This is a genomic window from Geobacter sp. SVR (assembly GCF_016865365.1).
GTDB lineage: Bacteria > Desulfobacterota > Desulfuromonadia > Geobacterales > Pseudopelobacteraceae > Pelotalea.
Genome location: NZ_AP024469.1, coordinates 1,213,567 through 1,234,962 on the forward strand (window position 1 = coordinate 1,213,567; position 21,396 = coordinate 1,234,962).

General features: G+C 59.9%; 19 protein-coding genes. 9 read left to right on the forward strand and 10 right to left on the reverse strand.

The window, feature by feature from the left end:
• Positions 1 to 205: 205 nt before the first annotated feature.
• From GSVR_RS05580 to ylqF, 3 genes are all read left to right on the forward strand, one after another.
• Positions 206 to 1,699, forward strand: coding sequence for a PAS domain S-box protein (locus GSVR_RS05580; protein ID WP_173201285.1), 1,494 nt, complete (start codon positions 206 to 208; stop codon positions 1,697 to 1,699).
• Positions 1,700 to 1,714: 15 nt separating this feature from the next.
• On the forward strand, positions 1,715 to 2,953 hold the full coding sequence (locus GSVR_RS05585; RefSeq protein WP_173201287.1) for a diguanylate cyclase domain-containing protein: 1,239 nt from the start codon (positions 1,715 to 1,717) through the stop codon (positions 2,951 to 2,953).
• Between the two features lie 151 nt (positions 2,954 to 3,104).
• Positions 3,105 to 3,986 (forward strand): ribosome biogenesis GTPase YlqF, encoded by an 882-nt coding sequence (ylqF, locus tag GSVR_RS05590; protein ID WP_173201289.1) that lies wholly within the window; start codon positions 3,105 to 3,107, stop codon positions 3,984 to 3,986.
• Positions 3,987 to 4,160: 174 nt separating this feature from the next.
• Here the strand turns inward: ylqF and GSVR_RS05595 are convergent, their stop codons facing one another.
• The 5 genes from GSVR_RS05595 to GSVR_RS05615 all read right to left on the reverse strand — a co-directional run bounded on the left by GSVR_RS05595 (position 4,161) and on the right by GSVR_RS05615 (position 10,160).
• Positions 4,161 to 5,264 carry a hypothetical protein gene (locus tag GSVR_RS05595; RefSeq protein WP_173201394.1) on the reverse strand — a complete coding sequence of 368 codons (1,104 nt, stop codon included), beginning with the start codon at positions 5,262 to 5,264 and terminating at the stop codon, positions 4,161 to 4,163.
• A gap of 168 nt (positions 5,265 to 5,432) precedes the next feature.
• A complete protein-coding gene (locus GSVR_RS05600; RefSeq protein WP_239077464.1) occupies positions 5,433 to 6,782 on the reverse strand; it encodes a serine hydrolase in 1,350 nt (449 codons plus the stop codon).
• Between the two features lie 221 nt (positions 6,783 to 7,003).
• Positions 7,004 to 7,198, reverse strand: a complete 195-nt coding sequence (locus tag GSVR_RS05605; protein WP_173201291.1) for a GSU3473 family protein — start codon at positions 7,196 to 7,198, stop codon at positions 7,004 to 7,006.
• A 176-nt stretch (positions 7,199 to 7,374) separates the two neighbouring features.
• The gene (locus GSVR_RS05610; RefSeq protein ID WP_173201292.1) at positions 7,375 to 9,339 is read right to left on the reverse strand and encodes a hypothetical protein; all 1,965 of its coding nucleotides are present in this window, start codon (positions 9,337 to 9,339) and stop codon (positions 7,375 to 7,377) included.
• A gap of 2 nt (positions 9,340 to 9,341) precedes the next feature.
• Positions 9,342 to 10,160 carry a MoxR family ATPase gene (locus tag GSVR_RS05615; RefSeq protein WP_173201294.1) on the reverse strand — a complete coding sequence of 273 codons (819 nt, stop codon included), beginning with the start codon at positions 10,158 to 10,160 and terminating at the stop codon, positions 9,342 to 9,344.
• Positions 10,161 to 10,438: 278 nt separating this feature from the next.
• Here GSVR_RS05615 and GSVR_RS22350 point away from each other — a divergent pair, with 278 nt between their 5' ends.
• The 3 genes from GSVR_RS22350 to GSVR_RS05630 all read left to right on the forward strand — a co-directional run bounded on the left by GSVR_RS22350 (position 10,439) and on the right by GSVR_RS05630 (position 11,946).
• Complete coding sequence (locus tag GSVR_RS22350) at positions 10,439 to 10,708, forward strand: PilZ domain-containing protein (RefSeq protein WP_173201296.1); 270 nt, start codon at positions 10,439 to 10,441, stop codon at positions 10,706 to 10,708.
• A gap of 308 nt (positions 10,709 to 11,016) precedes the next feature.
• Positions 11,017 to 11,232, forward strand: a complete 216-nt coding sequence (locus GSVR_RS05625) for a hypothetical protein (RefSeq protein ID WP_173201298.1) — start codon at positions 11,017 to 11,019, stop codon at positions 11,230 to 11,232.
• A gap of 168 nt (positions 11,233 to 11,400) precedes the next feature.
• Positions 11,401 to 11,946 (forward strand): response regulator, encoded by a 546-nt coding sequence (locus tag GSVR_RS05630; RefSeq protein ID WP_173201300.1) that lies wholly within the window; start codon positions 11,401 to 11,403, stop codon positions 11,944 to 11,946.
• Positions 11,947 to 12,020: 74 nt separating this feature from the next.
• Here the strand turns inward: GSVR_RS05630 and GSVR_RS05635 are convergent, their stop codons facing one another.
• The 4 genes from GSVR_RS05635 to tesB form a co-directional block, all read right to left on the reverse strand.
• Entirely contained in the window at positions 12,021 to 12,938 is a 918-nt protein-coding gene (locus GSVR_RS05635; RefSeq protein WP_173201302.1) for a pirin family protein, read from the reverse strand.
• A gap of 112 nt (positions 12,939 to 13,050) precedes the next feature.
• Positions 13,051 to 13,515 (reverse strand): hypothetical protein, encoded by a 465-nt coding sequence (locus GSVR_RS05640; RefSeq protein ID WP_173201304.1) that lies wholly within the window; start codon positions 13,513 to 13,515, stop codon positions 13,051 to 13,053.
• A gap of 168 nt (positions 13,516 to 13,683) precedes the next feature.
• On the reverse strand, positions 13,684 to 14,088 hold the full coding sequence (locus tag GSVR_RS05645; RefSeq protein WP_173201306.1) for a CoA-binding protein: 405 nt from the start codon (positions 14,086 to 14,088) through the stop codon (positions 13,684 to 13,686).
• A gap of 36 nt (positions 14,089 to 14,124) precedes the next feature.
• Positions 14,125 to 14,991: an acyl-CoA thioesterase II gene (tesB, locus tag GSVR_RS05650; RefSeq protein ID WP_173201308.1), complete on the reverse strand. Its 867-nt coding sequence runs from the start codon at positions 14,989 to 14,991 to the stop codon at positions 14,125 to 14,127.
• 22 nt (positions 14,992 to 15,013) lie between these two features.
• Here tesB and GSVR_RS05655 point away from each other — a divergent pair, with 22 nt between their 5' ends.
• The 3 genes from GSVR_RS05655 (at position 15,014) to GSVR_RS05665 (ending at position 18,108) form a co-directional block, all read left to right on the forward strand.
• The gene (locus GSVR_RS05655; RefSeq protein ID WP_203978805.1) at positions 15,014 to 15,412 is read left to right on the forward strand and encodes a hypothetical protein; all 399 of its coding nucleotides are present in this window, start codon (positions 15,014 to 15,016) and stop codon (positions 15,410 to 15,412) included.
• Between the two features lie 111 nt (positions 15,413 to 15,523).
• Positions 15,524 to 16,618: a diguanylate cyclase domain-containing protein gene (locus GSVR_RS05660; RefSeq protein WP_173201312.1), complete on the forward strand. Its 1,095-nt coding sequence runs from the start codon at positions 15,524 to 15,526 to the stop codon at positions 16,616 to 16,618.
• Positions 16,619 to 16,989: 371 nt separating this feature from the next.
• On the forward strand, positions 16,990 to 18,108 hold the full coding sequence (locus GSVR_RS05665) for a methyl-accepting chemotaxis protein (RefSeq protein WP_173201314.1): 1,119 nt from the start codon (positions 16,990 to 16,992) through the stop codon (positions 18,106 to 18,108).
• Positions 18,109 to 18,231: 123 nt separating this feature from the next.
• On the opposite strand, the gene pruA is transcribed toward GSVR_RS05665, so the two are convergent.
• Positions 18,232 to 21,246 (reverse strand): L-glutamate gamma-semialdehyde dehydrogenase, encoded by a 3,015-nt coding sequence (gene pruA / locus GSVR_RS05670; RefSeq protein WP_173201316.1) that lies wholly within the window; start codon positions 21,244 to 21,246, stop codon positions 18,232 to 18,234.
• Between the last annotated feature and the right edge of the window lie 150 nt (positions 21,247 to 21,396).

Consider the following 21,396-nt stretch of genomic DNA (forward strand, 5'->3'; position numbering starts at 1 on the left):
TAGCATTAAATCTCTCCACTCGACTTCGTCTGATCTTCTTTAAACCCGTTGATATCGACTACCGCACTACCGTCTTATCGGACATTTTGTCCGCAGCTTTGCCGCATAGGGAAAAATTATTCTAATTCACGCTGACAGGCACATGTCAGAGGCATGTGCTATTAATTGACGGCTATTCAGGCAGCGTGAACGGGAATGGGGCGGCATGGCCTATAAATATCGCAACAAAATCGGCGCACTGACGGCAATATTGCGAAAACTGAATTATAACGAGCGAGTGACGGCGGCAACGCTTGCACGTGAACTGAACGTTGCCGAACGGTCAGTGTACCGTTATCTGGAGAACCTTCAGGCAGCCGGATATCCGATCTATTTCGATCATGATGCCAAGAGTTATCGGTTTGCCGAGAACTTCAAACTGTCCAAATCGCCGGTCGACAACGACCTGGCCCAGATGCTCGACCTGAACCGGCAGGTTGTCAACTCCGCAACGGTGGCCATTGCCGTATACCGCAGCAGCGGCGAATGCATCCTCATCAATGAGGCCATGGGACGGCTGATGGGCACCTCGGACAGGACAGTCCACGGTCACAACTTCCGGAAACTGGATCACTGGCGCGAATACGGCTTGCTGGATATGGCGGAAGAGGTACTGCAATCCAGCGAAGAACGCTCCGGGGATTTCAAGATGATCGGTCCTACCGGTAGGGATGTCTGGTTCCAGTGCACCATGATGTCAGTCATCCACGGCGGAGACCGCTATCTGGTCATGTTGGCCCAGGACATTGCTCCCCGGATGAAAAAGGAGCTGCAGGTTGCCAGGTTTTTTGCCGCCATAAACCGGAGTCCCCACCTGATCATGATCACGGACCCCCAGGGCATTATCCGCTACGTCAGCGAGAAGATCGCCGAACTGACCGGTTACAACGTGGAAGAGGTCATCGGGCGAAACCCGCGCATGTTCAAAACGGAGAAGACCAAACCGGAGGTGCATGTCAACCTCTGGAACACGATCAGCGGCGGCTGCGAGTGGAACGGCGAGTTGTGCAATCGCCGCAAGGACGGCAGCACCTACTGGGAACACATCCGGATCTCTCCCATTTTCGACTCGGACTCGACCATCACCCATTATGTGGCGGTTAAGCAGGACATCACCCGCCAGAAGGAATTGGACGAGGAACTGTACCAGTATGCGATTCTGGATCATCTGACCGAGGCCTACAACCACCGCATGCTTATCAGCCTGGGAAACCGGGAGGTCAGCATGGCCCAACGTTACGGGCGCTCCATGACCCTGCTGCTTCTGGATGTCGATCACCTCAGCTGGGTAAACCACTTCCACGGCCATCCGGCCGGTGACGAGGTGCTGCGGCAGGTGGTCCGGGTCTGTCGCTCGCAGATGCGGACAACCGATATCCTGGCACGGGTCGAGACCGACTCCTTTGCGCTGCTGTTGCCCGAGACCGATCGGGCCGGGGCCTGCCGGGTGGCTGAGCGGATCGGTCGGCAGGTGGCATCTCTGTCCTTCAGAGGGCCTGAGGAGATTTTTTCCTGCACGGTCAGCATTGCGGGCACATCGCTTTCCGCGGAGTACAGGGACTTGGAGCAGATGCTTCAGGCGGGCCGGCGCCTGCTGCATCGGCAGCCTGCCACAGCCGGGCGGCTGGTCGGATTTGAGGGGATTGCAGCGTCACTTTAGCAATAGGGAGCGGATGTGGAACACTTCAAGGACTTGTCGGTACTGTACGTGGAGGATGACGCAAACTTCAGGAACTGGTTTACCGAGGTGATGAGAGACAGGTTCGGGGAGCTGCGCACGGCGGAAAGCGGTGAACAGGCCCTGGCAGCCTACCGGGAGCGCCCCTGTGACCTGTTGATAACCGATCTCGTCATGCCGGGCATGGACGGCCTGGCATTGTGCCGTGCTGTTCGTGGTTATTCGATGGACATGCCGATTGTGATCACTTCCGCCTCGCTCAGTCGCACAATGCTGGTGGAGAGCATGAATCTGGGTGTTGACGGATACATCCTGAAGCCGGTCGAGATGGAAATGGTGGAGTCCGTGCTGATGCAGGCCGTCAGCCGCCTGCGCCTGCGTCAGCAGAACACCGAAGCCGCCCGCTTCTGGCAGCAGACCTTTGATGCCGTACCTTACATGATTGCAGTCCTGGACAATAATCTCAGGGTATTGCGCCTCAATCGGGCCGCCCGGCGGCAACTCGGGCTTCGGGACAGGGACCCGGTCGGACAGGACTACGATATCCTGATTTGCAGCGGAGAGGATCGATTCTGCCGCGATGTCTACCGGCGGGCGCTTGATACCGGCAACGGGTATACCAGCCAGGCACCGGTAAAGATGCTGGACGGTTATTATCATGTGACCTTCTCCCCCTTGAGGGATATGCACGGAAACGTCTTCGGCGGAGTTCACGTGGCTCACAATGTGACGGAGCTGAAGCGCACGGAGGATGCCCTGCGTTATACAAGTACGCACGATCCGCTTACCGGATTGTACAACCGGGCCTGGTTCGAAACGGAATTCGACCGCCTGTCGCGGAGTCGTACAGCTCCCATCTCGGTGCTGATTGCCGATGTCGACGGTCTCAAGCAGGTGAATGACCAGGCCGGTCACAAGGCCGGGGACGAACTGCTGCGCCGGGCCGCCACACTGCTGGCCCGCTGTTGCCGCTCCGGTGACGGCATCGCCAGGGTGGGTGGTGACGAATTCACGGTTTTGCTGCCGGGAGTGGGTGAGTCGGATGTGGAGGAAATGGCGGCCCGGATACGGCAGACAATGTCGGAGGGCCGACAGGAATGCGGACTGGAAGCGGTATCCCTCTCACTGGGGGTGGCAACGGCGGTGGATTCTGCCGGCCTGAGCGCAGCCATTGCCCTTGCCGATACGCGGATGTATCAGGACAAGGGGGTCCGCCGCCCCGCTCCCGCAGAATAGACGGTCCTGCAGGACGGCCGGCTCTCCAGCCGCTGCCGGCCTTTTGCCCGTCCGATTTCCCCCCTGCAGGCTCTTCGCTTCAATTCCTGACCATTTTCCCCCCGGTCTGTGCTATCCTCGCTCTCTACTTTACGCAGAGGAAGCGAAACTCATGGAAATACAGTGGTATCCCGGACACATGGGCAAGGCCCACGAGCAGATGACGGAGCTGATCCGCAGGACCGATGTGGTGATCGAGATCCTGGATGCCCGCCTGCCGCTGTCCAGCTCCAATCATCAGTTGGAAGAGTTGCGTCGCAGCAAGCCTTGCATCAAGGTGCTGAACAAGCAGGACCTGGCCGATCCGGCCGTTACCCGGGAGTGGGTGCGCCATTTCGAGCGGGAAAAGGGTGTGCGCGCCCTGCCGCTGTCAGCCCGACAGCAGGGGGATGCCAAGCAGTTGATCAAGCTGTGCCGGGCGCTGGTGCCCAAGCGCGGCAATCCGGGTTTCCCGGTGCGTGCCATGGTGGCGGGCATTCCCAACGTGGGCAAATCGACCCTGATCAATACCCTGGCCGGTAGATCGCTGGCCAAGGTGGGGGACAAGCCGGCCATCACCACCTGCAACCAGCAGATCGAGCTGAAGAACGGCATCGTGCTGTTCGATACGCCGGGGCTGTTGTGGCCCGACCTGGCCGACCAGGCCGGCGCCTACCGGCTGGCCACCAGCGGTGCCATCGGCGCCAATGCCTTCGACTGCACCGTGGTCGCCTTTTTTGCCGTGGAGTACCTGTGCCGGCGTTACCCGGACCTGCTGAGGGGGCGCTACAAGCTGGCCGAGCTGCCCGAGAACAGCACCATTGCCATCGAGGAGATCGGCCGCTGTCTGGGGTGTCTGGCCGCCGGCGGCAGGGTCGACATGAACAGGGCAGCAGAGGCCTTTCTGCGGGAGCTGCGGAGCGGGAAGATCGGGCGGATCAGTCTGGAGGAACCGGCACGCGCGGACGAAGCGGCCGGTGATGTGGAAGAGGGGAGCGAAGAGCAGGAAGCCTGAAAAAGCTGTCGATCATAGGAAACGTAAAAAGCCGTCCCAGGAATGGGGACGGCTTTTTTTATTGAAAAATCTTTTGCCACAGAGGACACAGAGGTCAGGCTTTTATCCTGTGCATCCTGTTCATCCGTGTAAATTGGTTTTCTCTGTGCCCTCTGTGGCTCATGATTCCCGGGGTTACTGGTACTGCACGTACAGCGGCTTCGGGTTCAGCTTGAGCAGGTCCTGCGGCGTCATGAGCGGGTCACCCTTTTTGGTGTCGTTGTGGTAGAAGAGCTTGAACCCGGTGTACTGGACCGGCTCCGAGACGATGTAGTCCTTGTACGAATCGCGTTTCAGCCACGGAGCGCCCCAGCCGTCCATGTGCATGACCATCTGCACTTCCGGGTGCAGGGTTATGTTCCTGGCGTTGGTGACGCCGTTGCGGGTGAAGCGGTGCACGGTGAAAACCTTGGGGGGCAGGTTGTACTTCTTTACCAGGTCGCGCAGGAATCCGGAAGCATAGTTGATGTCGGCCGCGTCATAGGTGCCGATCTTGGTGCCCGGCCGCTTGCCGCTCTTGATCAGGTTGAACTCGGGATCGATCCCCAGGTGCACGTCCGGGTTCTTAAGCAGCCACTCGAAGCGCGGCAGAATGGTGCGGATGTCGTCGTGTCCGGTCTGGATGTCGATGAACAGGATCGCACCCGCCTCCTTGGCCCAGCCGTACACGTCATTGACGATCTTGTCGGGGATGATCATGCGGTACTTGCCCGCCTTGCCTGGTTCTCCCTGGGCCACCACCGCGATCAGGTGCAGGGCCGGCTGTACCGGATGCTCCGGATCGATCTTCTGCCACTTGGCCGCCTCCCCCTTCAGGCGGCGCAGCATGTCGTCCTTGGAGTACTCGCCCAGAGCACCCATTTTCTTGGAGAGCGGATTGCCATAGTAGGCCACGATGCGCTTGTTGGGCAGGATCGAGCCCGGTAGCGGTGTGGGGCATTTAACCGGCCAGCCGTGCTTTTGGGCGAATTCGGGATCTTCCCCGGCGTTGTATTTCACTTTCGGTGCCGCTGCTTCCGGCTTGCGGGTGCTCGCCGCGGTGGATTGCACCGCAAAGGGGGCTGGGCGGGCGGCGGAGGATTGCTGCTTGAATTCCGCTGCTGCCGGGGGGGGCGTTGCTTTAACGCCGGTTGAAGCGGTGGCTGCCGAGAGATCTCCGGTCTTTTCACCCATACAGCCTGCAAGGCACGGCATCAGCAGGGAACCGATCACCAGGCAGGGGACAACAGGAGGGAACATCTTGCCTTCAAAGTGCACTTCTACAAACTCCTTTACGAGGAAAGGGCATCCGCCATTTCCGGACAAATAAAAACCACAGGAGGAGCCTCCTGTGGTGTACGAACAGGCTCACTTATAGCATCTTCAGGCATGCGGGGCAATGGGGAAAACAGCCGGCACGCGAAAGTTTCACGCTTTGAACCGGCTGGAGTTTTTTGCCTTTTTCCATGCGCGCGTGCCTCCCGACTTGGCGTAGCGGGTTTCGCGTCTGGTGCTGCCGGCCTTTGTAATTTTCGTTACCGAACGACCGCCGGGCCGGCGGACCTGGTGAGCCGCCACACGCACCTTTGCGGGCTGAGGGGCCGAGCTGACGTTCAGTGCCACCGGCTGGGTTGCCGGCAGGTATTCGGCCAGGGAGGCGGCAGTCACGAGATTTGCCCCGGCCAGGGTGGATATGTCCCGCCGCAGTTGGTTGAAGTGCCGTACGTCCTGGTAGTCCAGGCGGATTGTCAGCAGGATGACGAACAGGTTGCGCTGCGGGTCGATCCAGATCGACTGGCCGCTATAGCCGGTGTGTCCGAACGAACTGCTCGAAAAGCCGATCCCTTTCGGGGCTGAAAAAGGGGAGTCCATATCCCATCCCAGGCCGCGGGTCACTGCGCTGGTATTGCAGTAGCGCGGACTGGTCATCATCGCGATGGTCTGTTCGGAAAGAATGCGTGTTCCATCGAGCGTGCCGCCGTTCAGGAGCATGCGGGCGAAGCGGGCCAGGTCTGCTGCTGAACTGAAAAGCCCCGCATGTCCCGCGACCCCTCCAAGGCGCCGGGCGTTCAGGTCCTGTACCAGCCCCCCCACCATGTCGGTCGGCGCAATTCTGTCCGTGAGACTCGGCGGCGGCAGGAACATGGTCTCGTGCAGGCCGAGCGGAGTATAGATCCGCTCCCGGCAAAAGACATCCAAGGGACTCCCGGAGGCGCGCCTGACCAGTTCTCCCAGCAGGATGAAATTGATGTCGGCATAGCTGAAGCGGCTTCCCGGGGCAGGACGGTATTTCTGGAAGGCAGCCCTCTGAATGGCGGTCCGCAGCGCCATAGTGTCGGGAAGCTGGCTGTCGTCCAGACCGGAGGTGTGGGTCAGCAGGTTGAGGATGGTGATATCTTCGCGGCCGGACCCAGTGAACTCCGGGAACCACTTTACCAGCGGGTCGGACAGTCCGATGCGGCCATCCTCGACCAGTTTCATCACGGCCGAAGTCGTGGCAATGACCTTGGTCAGCGAGGCGACATCGAAGATGGTGTGCTCGTCGATCGGCGGGGCCTGGGGATTGGCATTGACCCTGCCCCGGGATGTGGTGAAGATGATGCCGTCGCGGTTGCCGACGAGCACGACGCATCCCGCGATCCGGCGATGCGCCATGGCCCGTTCCAGCAGCAGTTCCATGGTGGTTGTGCTGCCCAGATCGAGTTGTTCGATGGAGGCGTATGCAGGCATATGGCTGGCGAAGAGGCAGATGATCAACAGGATGCAGATACGACGCACGGCTACCCCTGGTACTTCAGTGATAAAAGCGGAGATATGAAACGGATGGACATACGTGGACCCCGGCAGGAAGGAAACGGTCATCCTGCCTTGCATTCAAGGCGGAGAATACGCATGTACCTTACAAAAACAGGCACGGAAAAAATGTGATCCGGATCACGTTTTGTTCGAGGGAGGGAGAGGCAGGGGCGTTTCATGCGGGGAGAACAACGGCGTGATTGTCATACATAGATGTTGACTATGGCGCCCGCCCGGCGTCTCTCGGTATTCCGTTCCCTCATCCGGTCCCGGCCGATGACTGCCCAGCCCTCCGATCGGCGGAACGCGGTGATCCGGTCCGAAGCGATCAGCGCCTGGAGCTTTCCATCGTCGACGGTGCCGACGGTGTTGTCACTGTATCTGACCTTGATCAGCATGGATTGTATTCTCCCGTGCTGATTATACCAGCGTCCCGGACAAGCGCCAGCGGGACCGGCCGAAAAGCGTGAGTCGCAGAAACATCGGGGGTGACGAACTCGGAGAGCGGCACCCCTTCACGACACGAACACCATCAGTTTTTACACGGGAGAAAGCGGGAACCAGTGACGGGCCGTTACCAGATATAGTCCTTGGCGATGGGGCGTTTATCCCTGCCGGCCAGGATGTGCATGACCCTGATCTGCTTCAGTTTGAGCGGCGACAGGGAACCGAGCGGGATGTAGACGATTCTGCGGTCGAGCCGCGCCGCCATCTGCCGGAAAATGCTGCGGGGAGGGCGGGCGGCGACATAGACCACATATTTTTCACGCGAATAATCCAGCGCCGCCAGCAACAGCACCTCGGCCCTGGTTGCGGCGCCGCGGTAGTCCTCGTCGTTCCAGACGTCCAGCATGCGCCGGGGAGGATAAGAGAGCAGAAAACCGCCGTATTCGCAGCGGCAGATGCCGGGACCGACCACGTTTTCGGCCGGATCGGTGGCGTAGAAGGCCATGTCCGACTCCTGATCGTGCTCCCCCAGCCAGGTCATGGTGTAGGGGTAGTGCTTGCGGCTGCGGTCTTCGTCGAAGATCACCACCACGCATCCGACACCCCCTTTGGCCCGCTGCTGTTCCCGGACGTAGATGGAACCTTCGTGGATATTGCGCAGGGTTTCGCGCATGTCGATACCGTCCAGCATCGACGTGGTGAAACGTTCGCTGCGGGTCAGCTCTTCGGAGAGTTGCAGGCTCCCTTTGTGCTTGAGGAAGTGGCCGTAGGCCTCGACAGCCAGATCTTCGGGGGGATAGGAGCAGATCGAGGGATCGTCGAAGCCTTCCAGCCACTCACCGGAGCGGCGCTCGCGCTTGCGTCTGAGGAAGCCCAGACGCGACAGCTCCTTATGCCGTTTCTGGCGGGGGCGGAAGCGGATCTTGACGCTACCCCCCCAGATATCCTCCGGCGCGATGCGGATCGTGGCCAGATCGCTCTCCTCCTGTTGCCAGGGGTAGCAGGTGGCCAGGCGGAAGAAGGCGTAGGCGAAGTTGTCGTCGATGCAGCCGCGGGCGGTGGCCAGAAGCTGAAACAGGTCGGGCTGCAGCATGCCGCTGGTCAGCGCATAATTGCGCGCAAACCGGAAAAAGGCACGTTTTTGCCAGATATGGACCGGTTCGCCGGTTTCCTGGCGGTAATGACGGGCAGTCTCGCTGAAGAGGCGGTAGATGATGCGCTGCCGATCAGGAAATGCCCCCTCCGGCCCACTATGGCGGGCGCTGCGGCGGATGGCGTTGTCCAGCAGCACCTCTTCCGGGAGTTCCTGTCTGCCGCCGCTGATCAGTTCCAGAGCGTGGTAGCGTTTGCGTAGCTGGCCGTTTTCTTCGTGTGGTTCAGGTGGCAGCGGACTGCGGCGGTATTCGTAGACTGCCGAAAGGAAGGGAAATTCGGCCATGATTTCGCGGCACGACTCGGGATGCAGGTTCATGACCGCGACCCCCTCCCGCCGGAGGCGCTCCAGCGGTGCTGCCTGGGGTTGTGCGAACTGATGCCTGACCCGCTCCAGATGTGCCATGCCGCAGACGAATAGCACATGCCGGTGGTTCCTGGCCAGCTGCTGCAGGCGGAAGGCCATGCCCTGCTCCCGGCGGCGGTCCTCCAGCCCCGGCTGGCCAGTGCCGCAGGCTTGCTGCCAAGCATGATAATAGGGGGCCAGTCCGATGCGGCAGATGCTGTAGGAGTCGGGCAGGCGTTCGCGGTGTTGGGGATAGCGGTCGGTGTCGACGTCGACGAAATGCAGCGGCAAGCCCTGCTCCAGCGCCAGGCGGGCCGCTTCCACCAGCGGATCGGCCGGTTCTACCAGCAGGTAGGCGGAGCTTCCCTTGTCCCGTCCGGTTTCGATGCGGTAGTTGATCACGGAAACCTGGGGCAGCCTGGCTATGGCCCGTCTGAATGCGGTCTCCAGGGTTGGCGGCAGCTCGATGGCGACCGCCTCGGGGCGCACCTGATGAAAGGCCAGGCGTACCAGGTGGGCGAATTCCATCCGGTAGTGCAGCACGGGCAGGGCATGAATCGGGCCGAAGCGCTCCAGGTTCAGGCGGTGGGGCATGGTCACTCCAGGTAGTGCAGGGCCTCATCCCCCAGAATGCGCTCCACTGCCAGGGGGAGCAGATCGCCGGGGGAGCTGCCGGTGGCAGCCGCCATCTTGATGGCATAGCGGGCAATGTTGATGCCGTCCCTGACCGAATAGAGCTCGTCCGCCGCATGGGCGGCCTGCAGGAAATCCACCACATACTTCAGGATGTCCGTGTCGGCAAAGGGCAGGTTTTCGATCAGGATCAGCAACTCCTCGTCGGCTTCGGGAAAGTCGATGAAGATCTGGGGCTGCAGACGGGAATGGATGTACTCGGGCAGCTCGAAGGTGGAAGCATCCTCGTTCATGGTGACCACGATCCGGAAGTCGCGGTGGGCCGGGATGCGCAGTCCGGTGACGATCGATTCGACGTAGCGGCGGTCGTCCAGCAGCGGTGCCAGGGAGGCCCAAGCCTTTTCACTCATGCGGTTACCCTCGTCCAGGATCAGGACCCCACCCGAAACCATCGCTGAAACCAGCGAGGAGGCGGCATACTGGATCCCGCCATCCGGTCCGATGACCGGCGTGACGATCAGGTCCTCGGGCCGGGTATCCATGGTGGCCTGGAAGAGGTACACCGGCTGCCCCAGCCTCCGGGCGGCCGCATAGGCCAGAGTAGTCTTGCCGACTCCCGGCTTGCCCACCAGGCGCGGATTGAAGGGGATGTCGCGTTGATCGATGACCATCCAGGCCGCCAGAAGCTGCCGCAGCAGTTCCTCCTGGCCGACCCATTTCAGCGGCAGCTCCACCTGGCCGGACAGCGAGAGGTTGATTCCGTCGATGGTGACAGTTTTCATGACAATACTCCAGGCGCCGGCGAGTCGCACCCGGCCTCGCTGCCGTGTGGCCGGCGCCCCTGAATTACCCGCTCTCGGTCGGGTTGAAACGGTAGTTCCCTGACAGTTGCAGCCAAAGGGTGCGAATGTAAATCCAAGTTCTTTAATTTGCAAGAGCCATTGCTGAATCCATGACCTCTCCCCGGCCCGGCTTCGCGTTCCGGACATACGCAAAAAACCGTACCGCCCCTTGTCATACGGGCGCCAGGGGGGGATAATTATAGCGGAAGGAGGTCCCTATGATTTCACAACGAGAAGGCGAAAGAAATCCCAGCTTTGAACGATGCGTAGTGCATCATAAAGGTAAAAGCCTGGAATGCAGTGTGGAGAACATATCGACCTCGGGCGTGCTGGTGAAATTGAACGACGTTCTGTCAGTCAGGGATTTTAAACCGGGTGATATCTGTACGCTCAATTTATCGGACGATCCGGCCATTTCTCACCGGGAGATCAGATGCTGCGTTTCCCGTCACACCTCGACCCATGTCGGACTCCAGTTTACATTCTAGGGCCTGGCCCTGCTTTTAATCGTACCACATGAGATTGAAGCCCGCTGGTAAAGCGGGTTTTTTTCATTGGGCCGGTTCCGGTTTCCAGCACCCCTGCACTTGACATCCGTCCGAACGGTGAAATACTGGAAGTACCGGAGGGTTCGTTTTCTCCGGGTGCCGCACCCGGTTGATGCATATGCCGGCACGCGGAGCGTTGGAAGACTCCCTGGTAGCTAGTTCTGCCCGAGCCGACGCATCCGGCTCCCCAGAGGTACTGCCAGGGGGTCTTTTACTGCCGGTTCCGGCCACTGAAGCGCGGGAAAACCATGACCCTTACGGACGAAGATCTCATAGCCATTCGCCATATCATCAGGGACGAGCTGACCACAGCCCTCGGCGCCGTCATCAGGGCCAATGCCGAGCTGCTGTCCTCCCTGCCGATCGAGGAGCGCAAGCGCCGGCTGGTCGAATGGGGGACCTGCTCCAGGCCCCAGCCCGATATCGACCATATCGTCACCGCGGTCGGCGGAGTCAGGTCATGAGCGGCAAAGGGGCGGCCGAAAGCCCGGGGGTGCCGGCCCTCGACCGATCGACGTAAAACCATCTGAATCCCGTTCAGGTGGTTTTTTGCGTTTCCGGCCCGGCAGCAAATGATCCGATCTCTGGGTCTTTGATGGTCGAGGGGGGCGGTCACTGCCGGCGCCCGCCTGATGCGTCGCAGGGACCGGCCCATTCCCTTCGGGCCGGCCGAGGCCGGAAGAACCGTCAATCGGCCCGGCAGGCAGAGATGGGCTGAAAGCGTGCCGGGAAAGGAGCTGCATTCTATTACATCCTCCAGGTCACATAACGCCCATGCGATCCTGATCGTGGAGGATGACCCGGCCACCGGTGAAATCCTGCAGCGTATGATCGCACTGAAATTCCGCGACCTCGAAGTCCTGATTGCCGCCACCGGTGAAAAGGGGTTGGAGCTGTTCCGCGAGCACCGGCCGGATATCGTCATCACCGACATCAACCTGCCGACGATGGACGGCCTCCGGATGATCTCCGAAATGAAGACGACCAAACCGGAGCTGTGTGCGATCGTGCTGACCGGCTACGACATGGCCAGCCAGGCCGACCGGATCAAGGAGGTCGGCATCTGCGGCTATATTCTCAAGCCGATCGAATTCCACGCATTGTTTGCAGCCATTGGGACCTGTCTGTCAGCCGCCGGCAGCGATGCGGAGCCCGGAGTTTCCGGTTCACTCCCCTGAACCGGGGACACCGCGAAGCCGGAGTGCCGTGGGCGGCATGAGCTGTCGCGGGTCGGGAACGGGGACAGCCGGTGCTATCCGGCTGTTTTGTGTCTGGTGAAGGTTCCCTGCTCGAACTCCTCGAATGCTGTCCGCAATTCCTCCTGGGTGTTCATCACGATCGGTCCGTACCAGGCCACCGGTTCCCCGATCGGCTTGCCCGATACCAGCAGAAACCGCACCGGAATCTCCCTGGTACTGATTTCGACCTGATCGCCATCGCCGTACAGGACGAGACTCTCCGCACCGCACAGGCATCTGCGCTGGAAATCGAAGTAGTTGTTGCCTATCACTTCATGGGCGTAAGCATCCCGTTCCGGATCGAAATATCCCTCGCCCTGCACCACATAGGCAAAGGTGGTATATCCCCGCCTGGCAGGGTGACTGAAGGTGCTGTTGGCAGGCAGGGCCACGTCCAGGTATTCGGGATCGACAATCACGTCCCGCACCGGCCCCTTGACCCCCTCCAAGTGGCCGCAGATGATCTTGACCCGCGCCCCCCCCCGCAGCAATACCTCCGGGATTTCCGTTGCCACCAGCCCCTGGTAGCGCGGGTCCATCATCTTGTGGGAGGCGGGCAGATTGGCCCACAGCTGAAAGCCCCACATCAGGCCGTTATCGTCTCCCCGCGGCATTTCCTGGTGGATGATGCCGCTGCCGGCGGTCATCCACTGGATATCACCCGGTCCTATCACCCCCTTGTTGCCCATGCTGTCGCCGTGTTCCACCCGCCCCTCGATCACATAGGTGATCGTTTCGATGCCGCGGTGCGGGTGCCAGGGGAAGCCCTTGAGGTAGTGGGGGGGATAGTCGGAATGAAAGTCGTCCAGCAGGAGAAACGGGTCGAAACGGGGCACCTGGTAGTTGCCGAAGGCCCGCTTGAGATGAACGCCGGCCCCTTCTACGGTCGGTTTGCTCTTCCATACCTGGCTGATCTTGCGTACCGTGCTCATGGCACCTCCTCATGGCGGATCAGGGGGGGACTGCCCATAATCCTGCCCCGGCCGGCAGGTACCGGATCGGGGCAGGGACTGTGATCAGAGCTCATCTTTCGGCAGGTCCAATTCAGGCCTGCTTTTTCAGCAGCTTGTAAGGATCGGCCCGCGTCATCCAGGTGCTGTCGGGATACTGACCCGCCAGGCGGTCATAGATGCCGATCAGGTTGCTGACATCGTGGCTTTCGATGTACCGCGAAACGCCGCTCAGGTAGGCCGCTTCCGGGGCCTGCGGGCTGCCGGGATAATCGTTGAGGATCCGCTCGAAGCAGGCAACCGCGGCCGGACGGTCAGGACGGTCGAACAGGGTCTTGCCCATTCCCAGAAGCAGAGACGGAATCAGTTCCTGAGGGGGATAGAAGCCGAGGGTACGGTAGTGTTCGCTTCCGTCGTGATCCAGCACCAGCAGGGTGGGAGTCCACTTTATCCGGAAGCGTGGGCCGAGTTCCGGATCGCTGGCCTGAAGGCGGACCGGCACCAAGTTGTCGTTGATAAAGGCGATGACTGCCGGATCGATGTACGCGACCGCGTCCATCTGCTTGCAGCCGATTCAGTTGGGGTTGAAGAAATCGACCAACACCTGCTTCCGGTTCGCACGGGCCCGCGACAGGCCCTCCTGCAAAGATTCGGTCCAGGCTATCGGTGCCATGTCGTTATCTCCTTTCCGGTTGTAAGGCAGACAAGAACGGAACAGTGATTGGTGTCAGTGGTCGTGAAAGCCGAGCTGAACCAACAGACAACTGCCGTCGGCAATCACGTTGATACCCTTTTCGCGGCAGAGTGCCACTGCCGTTGCGCTCTCGGCGCCCGGCTGCATCCAGATGTTTTCGATCCCGTGTGCGATCGCCTCGGGCACCAGTTTTTCGGTCACTGCCGGCGGAGTGATCATCGAGATGCTCTTGACCTCTGCCGGAAGCGAGGGAATCGAACTTACGCAGGGGATGCCCTCGATCTCCGCCTCACCGGGATTGACCGGAATTGCCTTGTAGCCGCTCTGGACATAGCAGCGCAACACGCGGTTGCCGTATTTCTGCCGGTTTGACGAGGCCCCTACCACGCCGAACTGCGATGATGCGAGAAAACGTTCGATCTGCTCCTGTTTCGACATTGAATAGTCCTCCGTAGTAAAATTACCGGGTGCCGATTATTGCTCCGGGGTAATCCGCATCAGCCCTTCCTGGGCTGCCGAGGCAACCAGGGCGCCTTCCCTGGTGAAAAAATTTCCGTGGCTCAGGCCGCGCGCTCCGGCCGCGCTGGGGCTTTCCATGGCGAACAGCAGCCACTGGTCGGCGCGGAAAGGGCGGTGAAACCACATGGCGTGATCGATGCTGGCGGCATGGACAGTGCCCTGGCGCAGGGAGATCCCGTGCGGCAGGCTGGCCGTGCGCAGCAGGCTGAAATCCGAGGCGTATGCCAGTGCCGCCTGATGTAGGTCCGGATCGTCGGGCAGGGTGGCTGTGACGCGCACCCAGACCTGTTGAACCGCGGGCTGCACCATTTCCAGATAGGGATTGGCGGGACGCACCGGTCGTATCTCGACCGGCAGCTCCCGCAGAACCTTGCCCTGGAAACGTTCAGGATCGGTTTCCGCCATACCTCTCTTCAGATCCAGCAGGGAAGGCAGATCGTCCGGAGGAGGCACATCCGGCATGGCCGTCTGATGTTCGACCCCATGCTCCGCCGTCTGGAAGGAGGCGGTCATGATGAAAATGGGGCGACCGTGCTGGATGGCAACGATCCTCCTGGTGGCGAAACTTCTCCCATCGCGGATGCGTTCCACGCTGTAGACTATCGGTGTCTTCATGTCGCCGGGGAGCAGGAAGTATGCATGCAGGGAATGCGCCTGCCTGCCAGTGACAGTGCGGCAGGCCGCCATCAGGGCCTGGCCGAGCACCTGGCCGCCAAACACGCTTCTTCCCCCGATGTCCAGGCATTCCCCCCGGAACAGGTTGTCCTCGATCGTTTCGAGATCGAGATGATTCACCAGATCATAAGCCGGGATGATTGTCATAAACGGGCCGTTCGGAGCAGGTTTGATAGATGAGCGAATTTCATTATGCTTAATTATTATCAATCGGAACGGCACCGTCAATAGTCCGATTGAATCAAGCCCGCCTTCTGAAAAAGTATACGGCGAATCCTCCGGAATGGAACCTCATCGCCCCCGGAGGGGCACTCTTGAAACCGGCCCGGCACCCTTGATTTTAATGTTTGCCGGCGCTTTTTTCCTTGACACATGCACCGCCATTATTTTCATCAAAGTAAGATTTTGTTTGCATATTCAGTGGGTTATGCAGGGTGTTTGCATGGGTTATCAACGCTTCCTGTGGAAAACGCCCATCGGTTTTTTCCGTGTCGGTAACCGTTTCAAGCCGGATTGGTCCAAAAGCTCTCTGGCCGTTACAGGAAGCGGGTCTGCGGATGTATCGTGAAACGGACTCAATACTATTTTAATCTGGCAAATCCAACAAAATTAGAAGTTTGGATGCTTCTTACCCGGCTTTTAATTGATGTTTTTTCCCGAGCTATGTATACTGCCGGACATGAAAGATCTTGTTGCTCTCCATGCGGCTCTGGCTTCATATCCGATCATCACCCTGCTGGGACCCGTTTTTCTGGTGGTTGCGATCGTGCTGGCTGTCTACTACCTGCGCATCTCGCGCCGCCTGCGTTTCCAGATCTCCCTGCAGGAGCGGATGGACCAGACGTTGCGCAAGCTGTCGTCGGCGGTCGAGAACTGCCCCGCCTCCATAGTTATCACCGATAAACAAGGGGACATAGAGTACATTAATCCCGCCTTCAGCCGGATGACGGGCTACGAGCCACAGGAAGTGCTCGGCCGGAATACCCGTATCCTGAAGGGGGGGGATCAGCCTGATGAGTTTTACCGCTCCATGTGGGAAACCCTGATGCGCAAAGAGGTATGGCACGGAGAATTTCACAATAAGAGCAAGGATGGCAGCCTGTTCTGGGAAGCTGCCTCCATTTCTCCCATAATCGATCCGCATGGCGAGATAACGCATTTCGTTGCGGTCAAGGAGAACATTACCGACAAGAAACTGATGCTGGAGAGGCTGGAGCATATGGCCAACTTCGACATGCTGACCGGCTTGTCGAACCGGCGCATGTTTTTGGACCGTCTGGCTCAGGGGGTGGAGATAGCCCGTCGCAACGAGCAGCGTCTGGCCCTGATGTTCATAGACCTGGATGGATTCAAGGATATAAATGACAGCTTCGGCCACGAAGCCGGCGATCTGGTGCTGAAGAAGACCGCTTTCCGGTTGATGAACTGTGTACGGCTGTCCGACATGGTTGGCCGTATCGGGGGGGACGAATTCACCATTGCTCTGGGCACCATCAGTCATTATGGAGATGCCGGGCAGGTGGCGGAAAAGATCCTGGAAGCGCTGCGGCGGCCGATAATCCTGCCTGACGGCAGAGTAGAGCAGATCGATGCCTGCATCGGCATCAGCGTTTTCCCGAAGGACGCCGAGGACTGCGATCAATTGCTGGCAGCCGCCGATGACGCCATGTACGAGGTCAAGCGCAACGGTAAGGGGGGCTGGAGGTTCGCTTCCCGCAGCACCGGCGTGCGGGAGGCGGACACCGATTGGCAGGGCTTTCCCACGCCGGATTGACGTACCGCCAGTACTATAACGACCCTATCAGCGCTTCGCCCCGGAACGCTTGATCAGGCACCGGAGGTGTTGTGCCTGCCCCGACTTTTTAATAATCCTGCCTGCCATAGCTTGTTCCGTTTGCAATCGGACGGCAAGTACTGTATATCCGAAGTATCCCCACAATGAAAGACGGTAAAACAGTCCGATTTTCAGGGAGATTCAGCCACTTTAATCAGCCGGAGCTCTGACGGGATGTGAACACCCGGATTTGAGCGCAGCCGGCTGTTCCCGAAATGTGGCGTCCGGTGGGACGGTTGTGCTGGATATGATGACTGTACGTGGTGATGCACTGGGGGAGTAGCCGGAACAACATTCAAAAGGAGATCACGATGGGTTTTTTCGGGAGCAGCACCAAAGCTGAATTGGCCGAAAAAGAAGCTGAAATCAAGAAGCTGACGCAGGTCATCGATAACGTGGAAAACATAGTCATGCTCTGTGATGCGACACCTGATAACAAGGTGTTCTATATGAACAACAGCGCCAAGGAGCTGATGCGACGGCACCGCTCCGAGCTGAATGCCGGTCTGAACGGGGCCGATGTCGGCAACGTTTTCAATAATTCGATTCACCAGTACCACAAGGACCCGGGCCGGGTAAGACGGCTCTTTTCAAACCCCCGCACCGATCTGCCGCACTCCGCCGAAATTCCCATCGGTGGCATTACCCTTAAAACTACCGCCTATCCGATCTGGGACAGCAAGGACAGCAGCAAGGTGCTGTGTTTCATGGCCTGCTGGAGCGACATTACCGCCGAAAAACAAGTAAAGGAGCAGCAGTACAAACAGATCGAGCGCAAGAATTATCTGGAAGAACGGGTTCATCAGATTGCGACCGCCATGGAAGAGATGAGCATGACCGTGAACGAAGTGGCCGGGAACACCAGCAATGCGGCCGAGTCGGCGCTGCAGGTGTCGCAGAACGCCCATGAAGGCCAGCAGGTGGTCAACCAGGCGGTACAGGAGATGCAGAAAGTGGCGGAGGTGGTTCGATCTTCGGCCGCCATTGTCGGCAATCTGGGGGCAACCTCCGAGAAGATCGGCGAGTTCGTCAATGTGATCAACGAGATCGCCGATCAGACCAACCTGCTGGCTCTGAATGCCGCCATCGAAGCGGCCCGGGCAGGCGAAATGGGGCGCGGTTTCGCAGTGGTTGCCGATGAAGTCCGCCGACTTGCGGAGCGCACCATGAACTCCACCAAGCAGATCAATACCATGGTGGCCGAGATACAGAACGGCACCAAGCTGGCGGTTGATTCGATCGAGCGCGGCAAGGCGGAGGCGGAGAAAGGGGAGGAGCTTTCCCACAAGGCCGAAGAGTCGCTGCATTCGATTGTCGAATCCATAGAAGGCATCAAAAACATGATCGCCCAGATCGCCACCGCTTCGGAGGAACAGGCGGCAACAGCCACCGTGATTGCCAGCAACCTGGAGGAGATCTCCCGCGAATAGTAGCTCTCCCTGGAGCCGCCTGATATCAGGAGAGACTGTTTCCGGAAAGCCGGAGAAACGAAAAAAGGCCCGCATTACGCGGGCCTTTTTTCGTTGGTGCTCATTCTCGTACGACGGAATTTCCTATTCCACCCAGTCGTCGTCCTCCTCGACCGGTGCAAAGCCGCGACGCATGGTGTTTTCCGTCACCACCCGCGGATCCATGAAGTGCAGCAGGTAATCGGGCCCCCCCGCCTTGGTGCCGACCCCTGACATGGCCGCCCCGCCGAACGGCTGGCGCTCGACCAGGGCACCGGTGTTGTTGCGGTTGATGTAGAGGTTGCCCACCCGGAAATCGCGCCGCGCCCGGTTGAGGTGTTCCGGCGAGCGGCTGAAGATGCCGCCGGTCAGGGCAAATTTGGTCGAATTGGCCCATTCGATGGCCTGGTCGAAGTCCTTGGCGCGCATCACCGCCAGTACCGGCCCGAAGACCTCTTCCTGGGCCAGGCGATGCTCGGGGCGGATACCGCCGATGATGGTCAGCGGCACCCAGTAGCCTTCGACCTGCGGGATCGGGCTTTCATAGAGCAGCTTGCCTTCCTGCTTGCCGAGGGCCGCATATCCCAGGATGTTTTTGCGGGCGGCTTCGTCCGAAACGGCCCCCATGGTATAGGTGGGGTCCTCGGAGGGGCCGACCTGGTAAGCCTGGGCTGCCTTGACCAGCCGGTCGGTGAACTTGTCGTAGACCGCATCCAGTACGATGACGCGGGAACAGGCCGAACATTTCTGACCCTGGAAGCCGAAGGCCGAGTAGAGTACGTGCGGCACCGCTTCGTCCAGGTCGGCATCGTCGTCGATGATGATGGCGTTCTTGCCCCCCATTTCGGAGATGATCTTCTTGACGTTCGTCTGGCTGGGATGCACCTTGGCGGCGCGTTCCACGATGCGCAGGCCGACCTCCATGGAGCCGGTAAAGGCGATCAGGCTGATGTCGGGGTGATCCACCAGGAAATCCCCCATCACGCTGCCGCGGCCCGGCACGAAGTTGAAGACCCCCTCCGGCAGGCCCGCCTCACGGAAGATCTCCACCAGGTGATGGCCAATGATGCCGGTGATGTTGGAGGGCTTGAAGATGACCGGGTTGCCGGTCACGATGGCGGCCGAGGCCATGCCCATGCTGATGGCCAGCGGGAAGTTCCAGGGGGCGATGATCGCCGCCAGCCCCTTGGGCTCGTAGAAGTAGTGGTTCAGTTCGCCTGGTGCATGCCCCAGCCTCTGCGGCGTTCCCAGACGGATCATCTCGCGGGCATAGTATTCCAGGAAGTCGATGGCCTCACCCACATCGGCGAAAGCTTGGTCCCACTGTTTGCCGATTTCCAGCACCTGCCAGGCGGAGAGCTCGAAGATCCGGCGGCGGGCAGCGGCGGCCGCCTTGAGCAGATACTCGGCCCGTTCCCGCGGCGGAGTGTCGCGCCAGGCCGGGAAAGCGGCCTTGGCCGAGGCAATGGCTTTGGTTACCTCGGGGATGCCGGCCTGGCAGATGTGACCCAGCACCTCGGAGGGGCGGTTCGGATTGACGGTCGGGATCCTGTCGGAGGTTTCGACGGTCTTGCCGCCGATGAAGAGCGGGTAGGTCTTGCCCAACTGGCCGCGCACCTGGGCAATGGCGGCCGGGAAGGCGGCCCGGTGGTCGGCGCGGGTGAAGTCGACCATGGGGTCGTTTTCGAAACGTGACAGTCCCCCGGGACCGGCGACCTGCTTCTTCGGTTTTTTGGCCCGCACTGCCCGCTCGCGCTCGGCCGTGGCATTCGGGTCTTCCAGCAGCCGCTCCAATTGGGCGTCCTCGGCAAAGCTCTGGCGCAGGAACGACTCGTTGGCGGTGTTCTCCAGCAGGCGGCGTACCAGGTAGCCCATGCCCGGCACCATGTCGCCGTAGGGACAGTAGAGGCGGATGCGTCCGGCCACCTTGAGGATACCTTTGCGCACCGGCTCGGCCATGCCGTAGAGCACCTGGAACTCGTAGCGCGATTCCGGCACCTTCAGTTCGGCAGCCATCTCCATCACCGCCGAAATGGTACGGATGTTGTGGGAGGCGCAGGCAAAGTGGCAGATCTCGTGGTTCTCCAGGATCATGCGCGCCTGGCGCTCGTAGGCAGCATCGCTTTCGGCCTTGATGGTCCAGACCGGGATCTGCCATCCCATCTGCTTGGCCTTGACGGTCTCATAATCCCAGTAGGCCCCCTTGACCAGGCGGACCGAGATCTGCGTGTTGTTCTGCCGTGCCCAGGCCAGCAGGTCGGCCAGATCCTTGTCGGTATCCTTCAGGTAGGCCTGGAGCACGATGCCGATGTGGGGATAATCCCGGTATTCAAGCTTGAGACGGCGGAAAACCTCCAGCGTGATATCCTTGAAACGGTAGGATTCCATGTCGATGCAGAGGAAGCCTTCCAGTTCGACCACTTTGGCGCAGATGCGCCGCATCTGCCTGAGGATGGCCTGGACCGAGCCTTCGAAGTCCTGGGGATTGGCCAGACAGAACAGGGCCGTGGGCTTGACTGCCACATTGATCTTGGGGGCATGGCCCCAGTCCCGGTTCGGGTCGCCGGCCTGGCCGGAGAGCCCTTTCCAGCCCTTCTGCTCACCCTTGAGTGCCTCCAACAGTTCCAGATAGGTGCCGACATACAGCTCGGCCTCCTCTTCGGACAGGGTGGCCTCGCCCAGTACGTCCACAACGGCGGCAAAGCCGTCCTTGCGCAGCTTTTCGATGTTTTTGACCGCTTCTTTGGTGTTCTCGCCGACGATGAACTGACGGGCCATTTCCTGGATATTGGCGGAGATGACCTTGTTGAGCACCGCTCCCCCCAGGGAACCAAGCATGCCTGCCATCTTCGCGCCGGTTGAAAGCACCGGCGGCATGTCCTTCTCTTCGCCGAAATACTCGCGGATATGGTCGGTCAGCAGCTTGGAGGTGGTCAGCGAGGGGAAGGCATCCACGAAACGGAACATCTGGATCTTGAACTGTTCGTTCTGCATGCTCCAGTCCATGACCTTGCCCATCCAGGCCCCCTTGTTGAAAAGGGATGGTTTTTCGCCCGAGATGGTGGTGAAAAAGGCTTTGCCGCGGCTTACGATCTTGTTGTTCAAGTCGGCGTTCTGCATACGTTCTCCTTGTTGAATTCATGTGGCAAGATGATGATGTTATGTGAATGGTTAAACCATTTGTAAAGAATTATACGGCAGGTGTCAAGAATTGAAATGCGGCTGGCGCTTGTTTCCGGCAATGGGAAGTGCTATGGTGCTCCGATCATT

What these genes read in the sequence shown, in the direction of transcription:
- GSVR_RS05610 (WP_173201292.1), bottom strand. Translation starts at nt 9,339, where the DNA reads ATGCCCCACCGCCTGAACCTGGAGCGCTTCGGCCCGATTCATGCCCTG.
- GSVR_RS05640 (WP_173201304.1), bottom strand. Translation starts at nt 13,515, where the DNA reads ATGGACGCGGTCGCGTACATCGATCCGGCAGTCATCGCCTTTATCAAC.
- GSVR_RS05595 (WP_173201394.1), bottom strand. Translation starts at nt 5,264, where the DNA reads ATGTTCCCTCCTGTTGTCCCCTGCCTGGTGATCGGTTCCCTGCTGATG.
- pruA (WP_173201316.1), bottom strand. Translation starts at nt 21,246, where the DNA reads ATGCAGAACGCCGACTTGAACAACAAGATCGTAAGCCGCGGCAAAGCC.
- GSVR_RS05660 (WP_173201312.1), top strand. Translation starts at nt 15,524, where the DNA reads ATGAAAGATCTTGTTGCTCTCCATGCGGCTCTGGCTTCATATCCGATC.
- GSVR_RS05625 (WP_173201298.1), top strand. Translation starts at nt 11,017, where the DNA reads ATGACCCTTACGGACGAAGATCTCATAGCCATTCGCCATATCATCAGG.
- ylqF (WP_173201289.1), top strand. Translation starts at nt 3,105, where the DNA reads ATGGAAATACAGTGGTATCCCGGACACATGGGCAAGGCCCACGAGCAG.
- GSVR_RS05645 (WP_173201306.1), bottom strand. Translation starts at nt 14,088, where the DNA reads ATGTCGAAACAGGAGCAGATCGAACGTTTTCTCGCATCATCGCAGTTC.
- GSVR_RS05630 (WP_173201300.1), top strand. Translation starts at nt 11,401, where the DNA reads ATGCGTCGCAGGGACCGGCCCATTCCCTTCGGGCCGGCCGAGGCCGGA.
- GSVR_RS22350 (WP_173201296.1), top strand. Translation starts at nt 10,439, where the DNA reads ATGATTTCACAACGAGAAGGCGAAAGAAATCCCAGCTTTGAACGATGC.
- GSVR_RS05615 (WP_173201294.1), bottom strand. Translation starts at nt 10,160, where the DNA reads ATGAAAACTGTCACCATCGACGGAATCAACCTCTCGCTGTCCGGCCAG.
- tesB (WP_173201308.1), bottom strand. Translation starts at nt 14,991, where the DNA reads ATGACAATCATCCCGGCTTATGATCTGGTGAATCATCTCGATCTCGAA.
- GSVR_RS05665 (WP_173201314.1), top strand. Translation starts at nt 16,990, where the DNA reads ATGGGTTTTTTCGGGAGCAGCACCAAAGCTGAATTGGCCGAAAAAGAA.
- GSVR_RS05580 (WP_173201285.1), top strand. Translation starts at nt 206, where the DNA reads ATGGCCTATAAATATCGCAACAAAATCGGCGCACTGACGGCAATATTG.
- GSVR_RS05605 (WP_173201291.1), bottom strand. Translation starts at nt 7,198, where the DNA reads ATGCTGATCAAGGTCAGATACAGTGACAACACCGTCGGCACCGTCGAC.
- GSVR_RS05635 (WP_173201302.1), bottom strand. Translation starts at nt 12,938, where the DNA reads ATGAGCACGGTACGCAAGATCAGCCAGGTATGGAAGAGCAAACCGACC.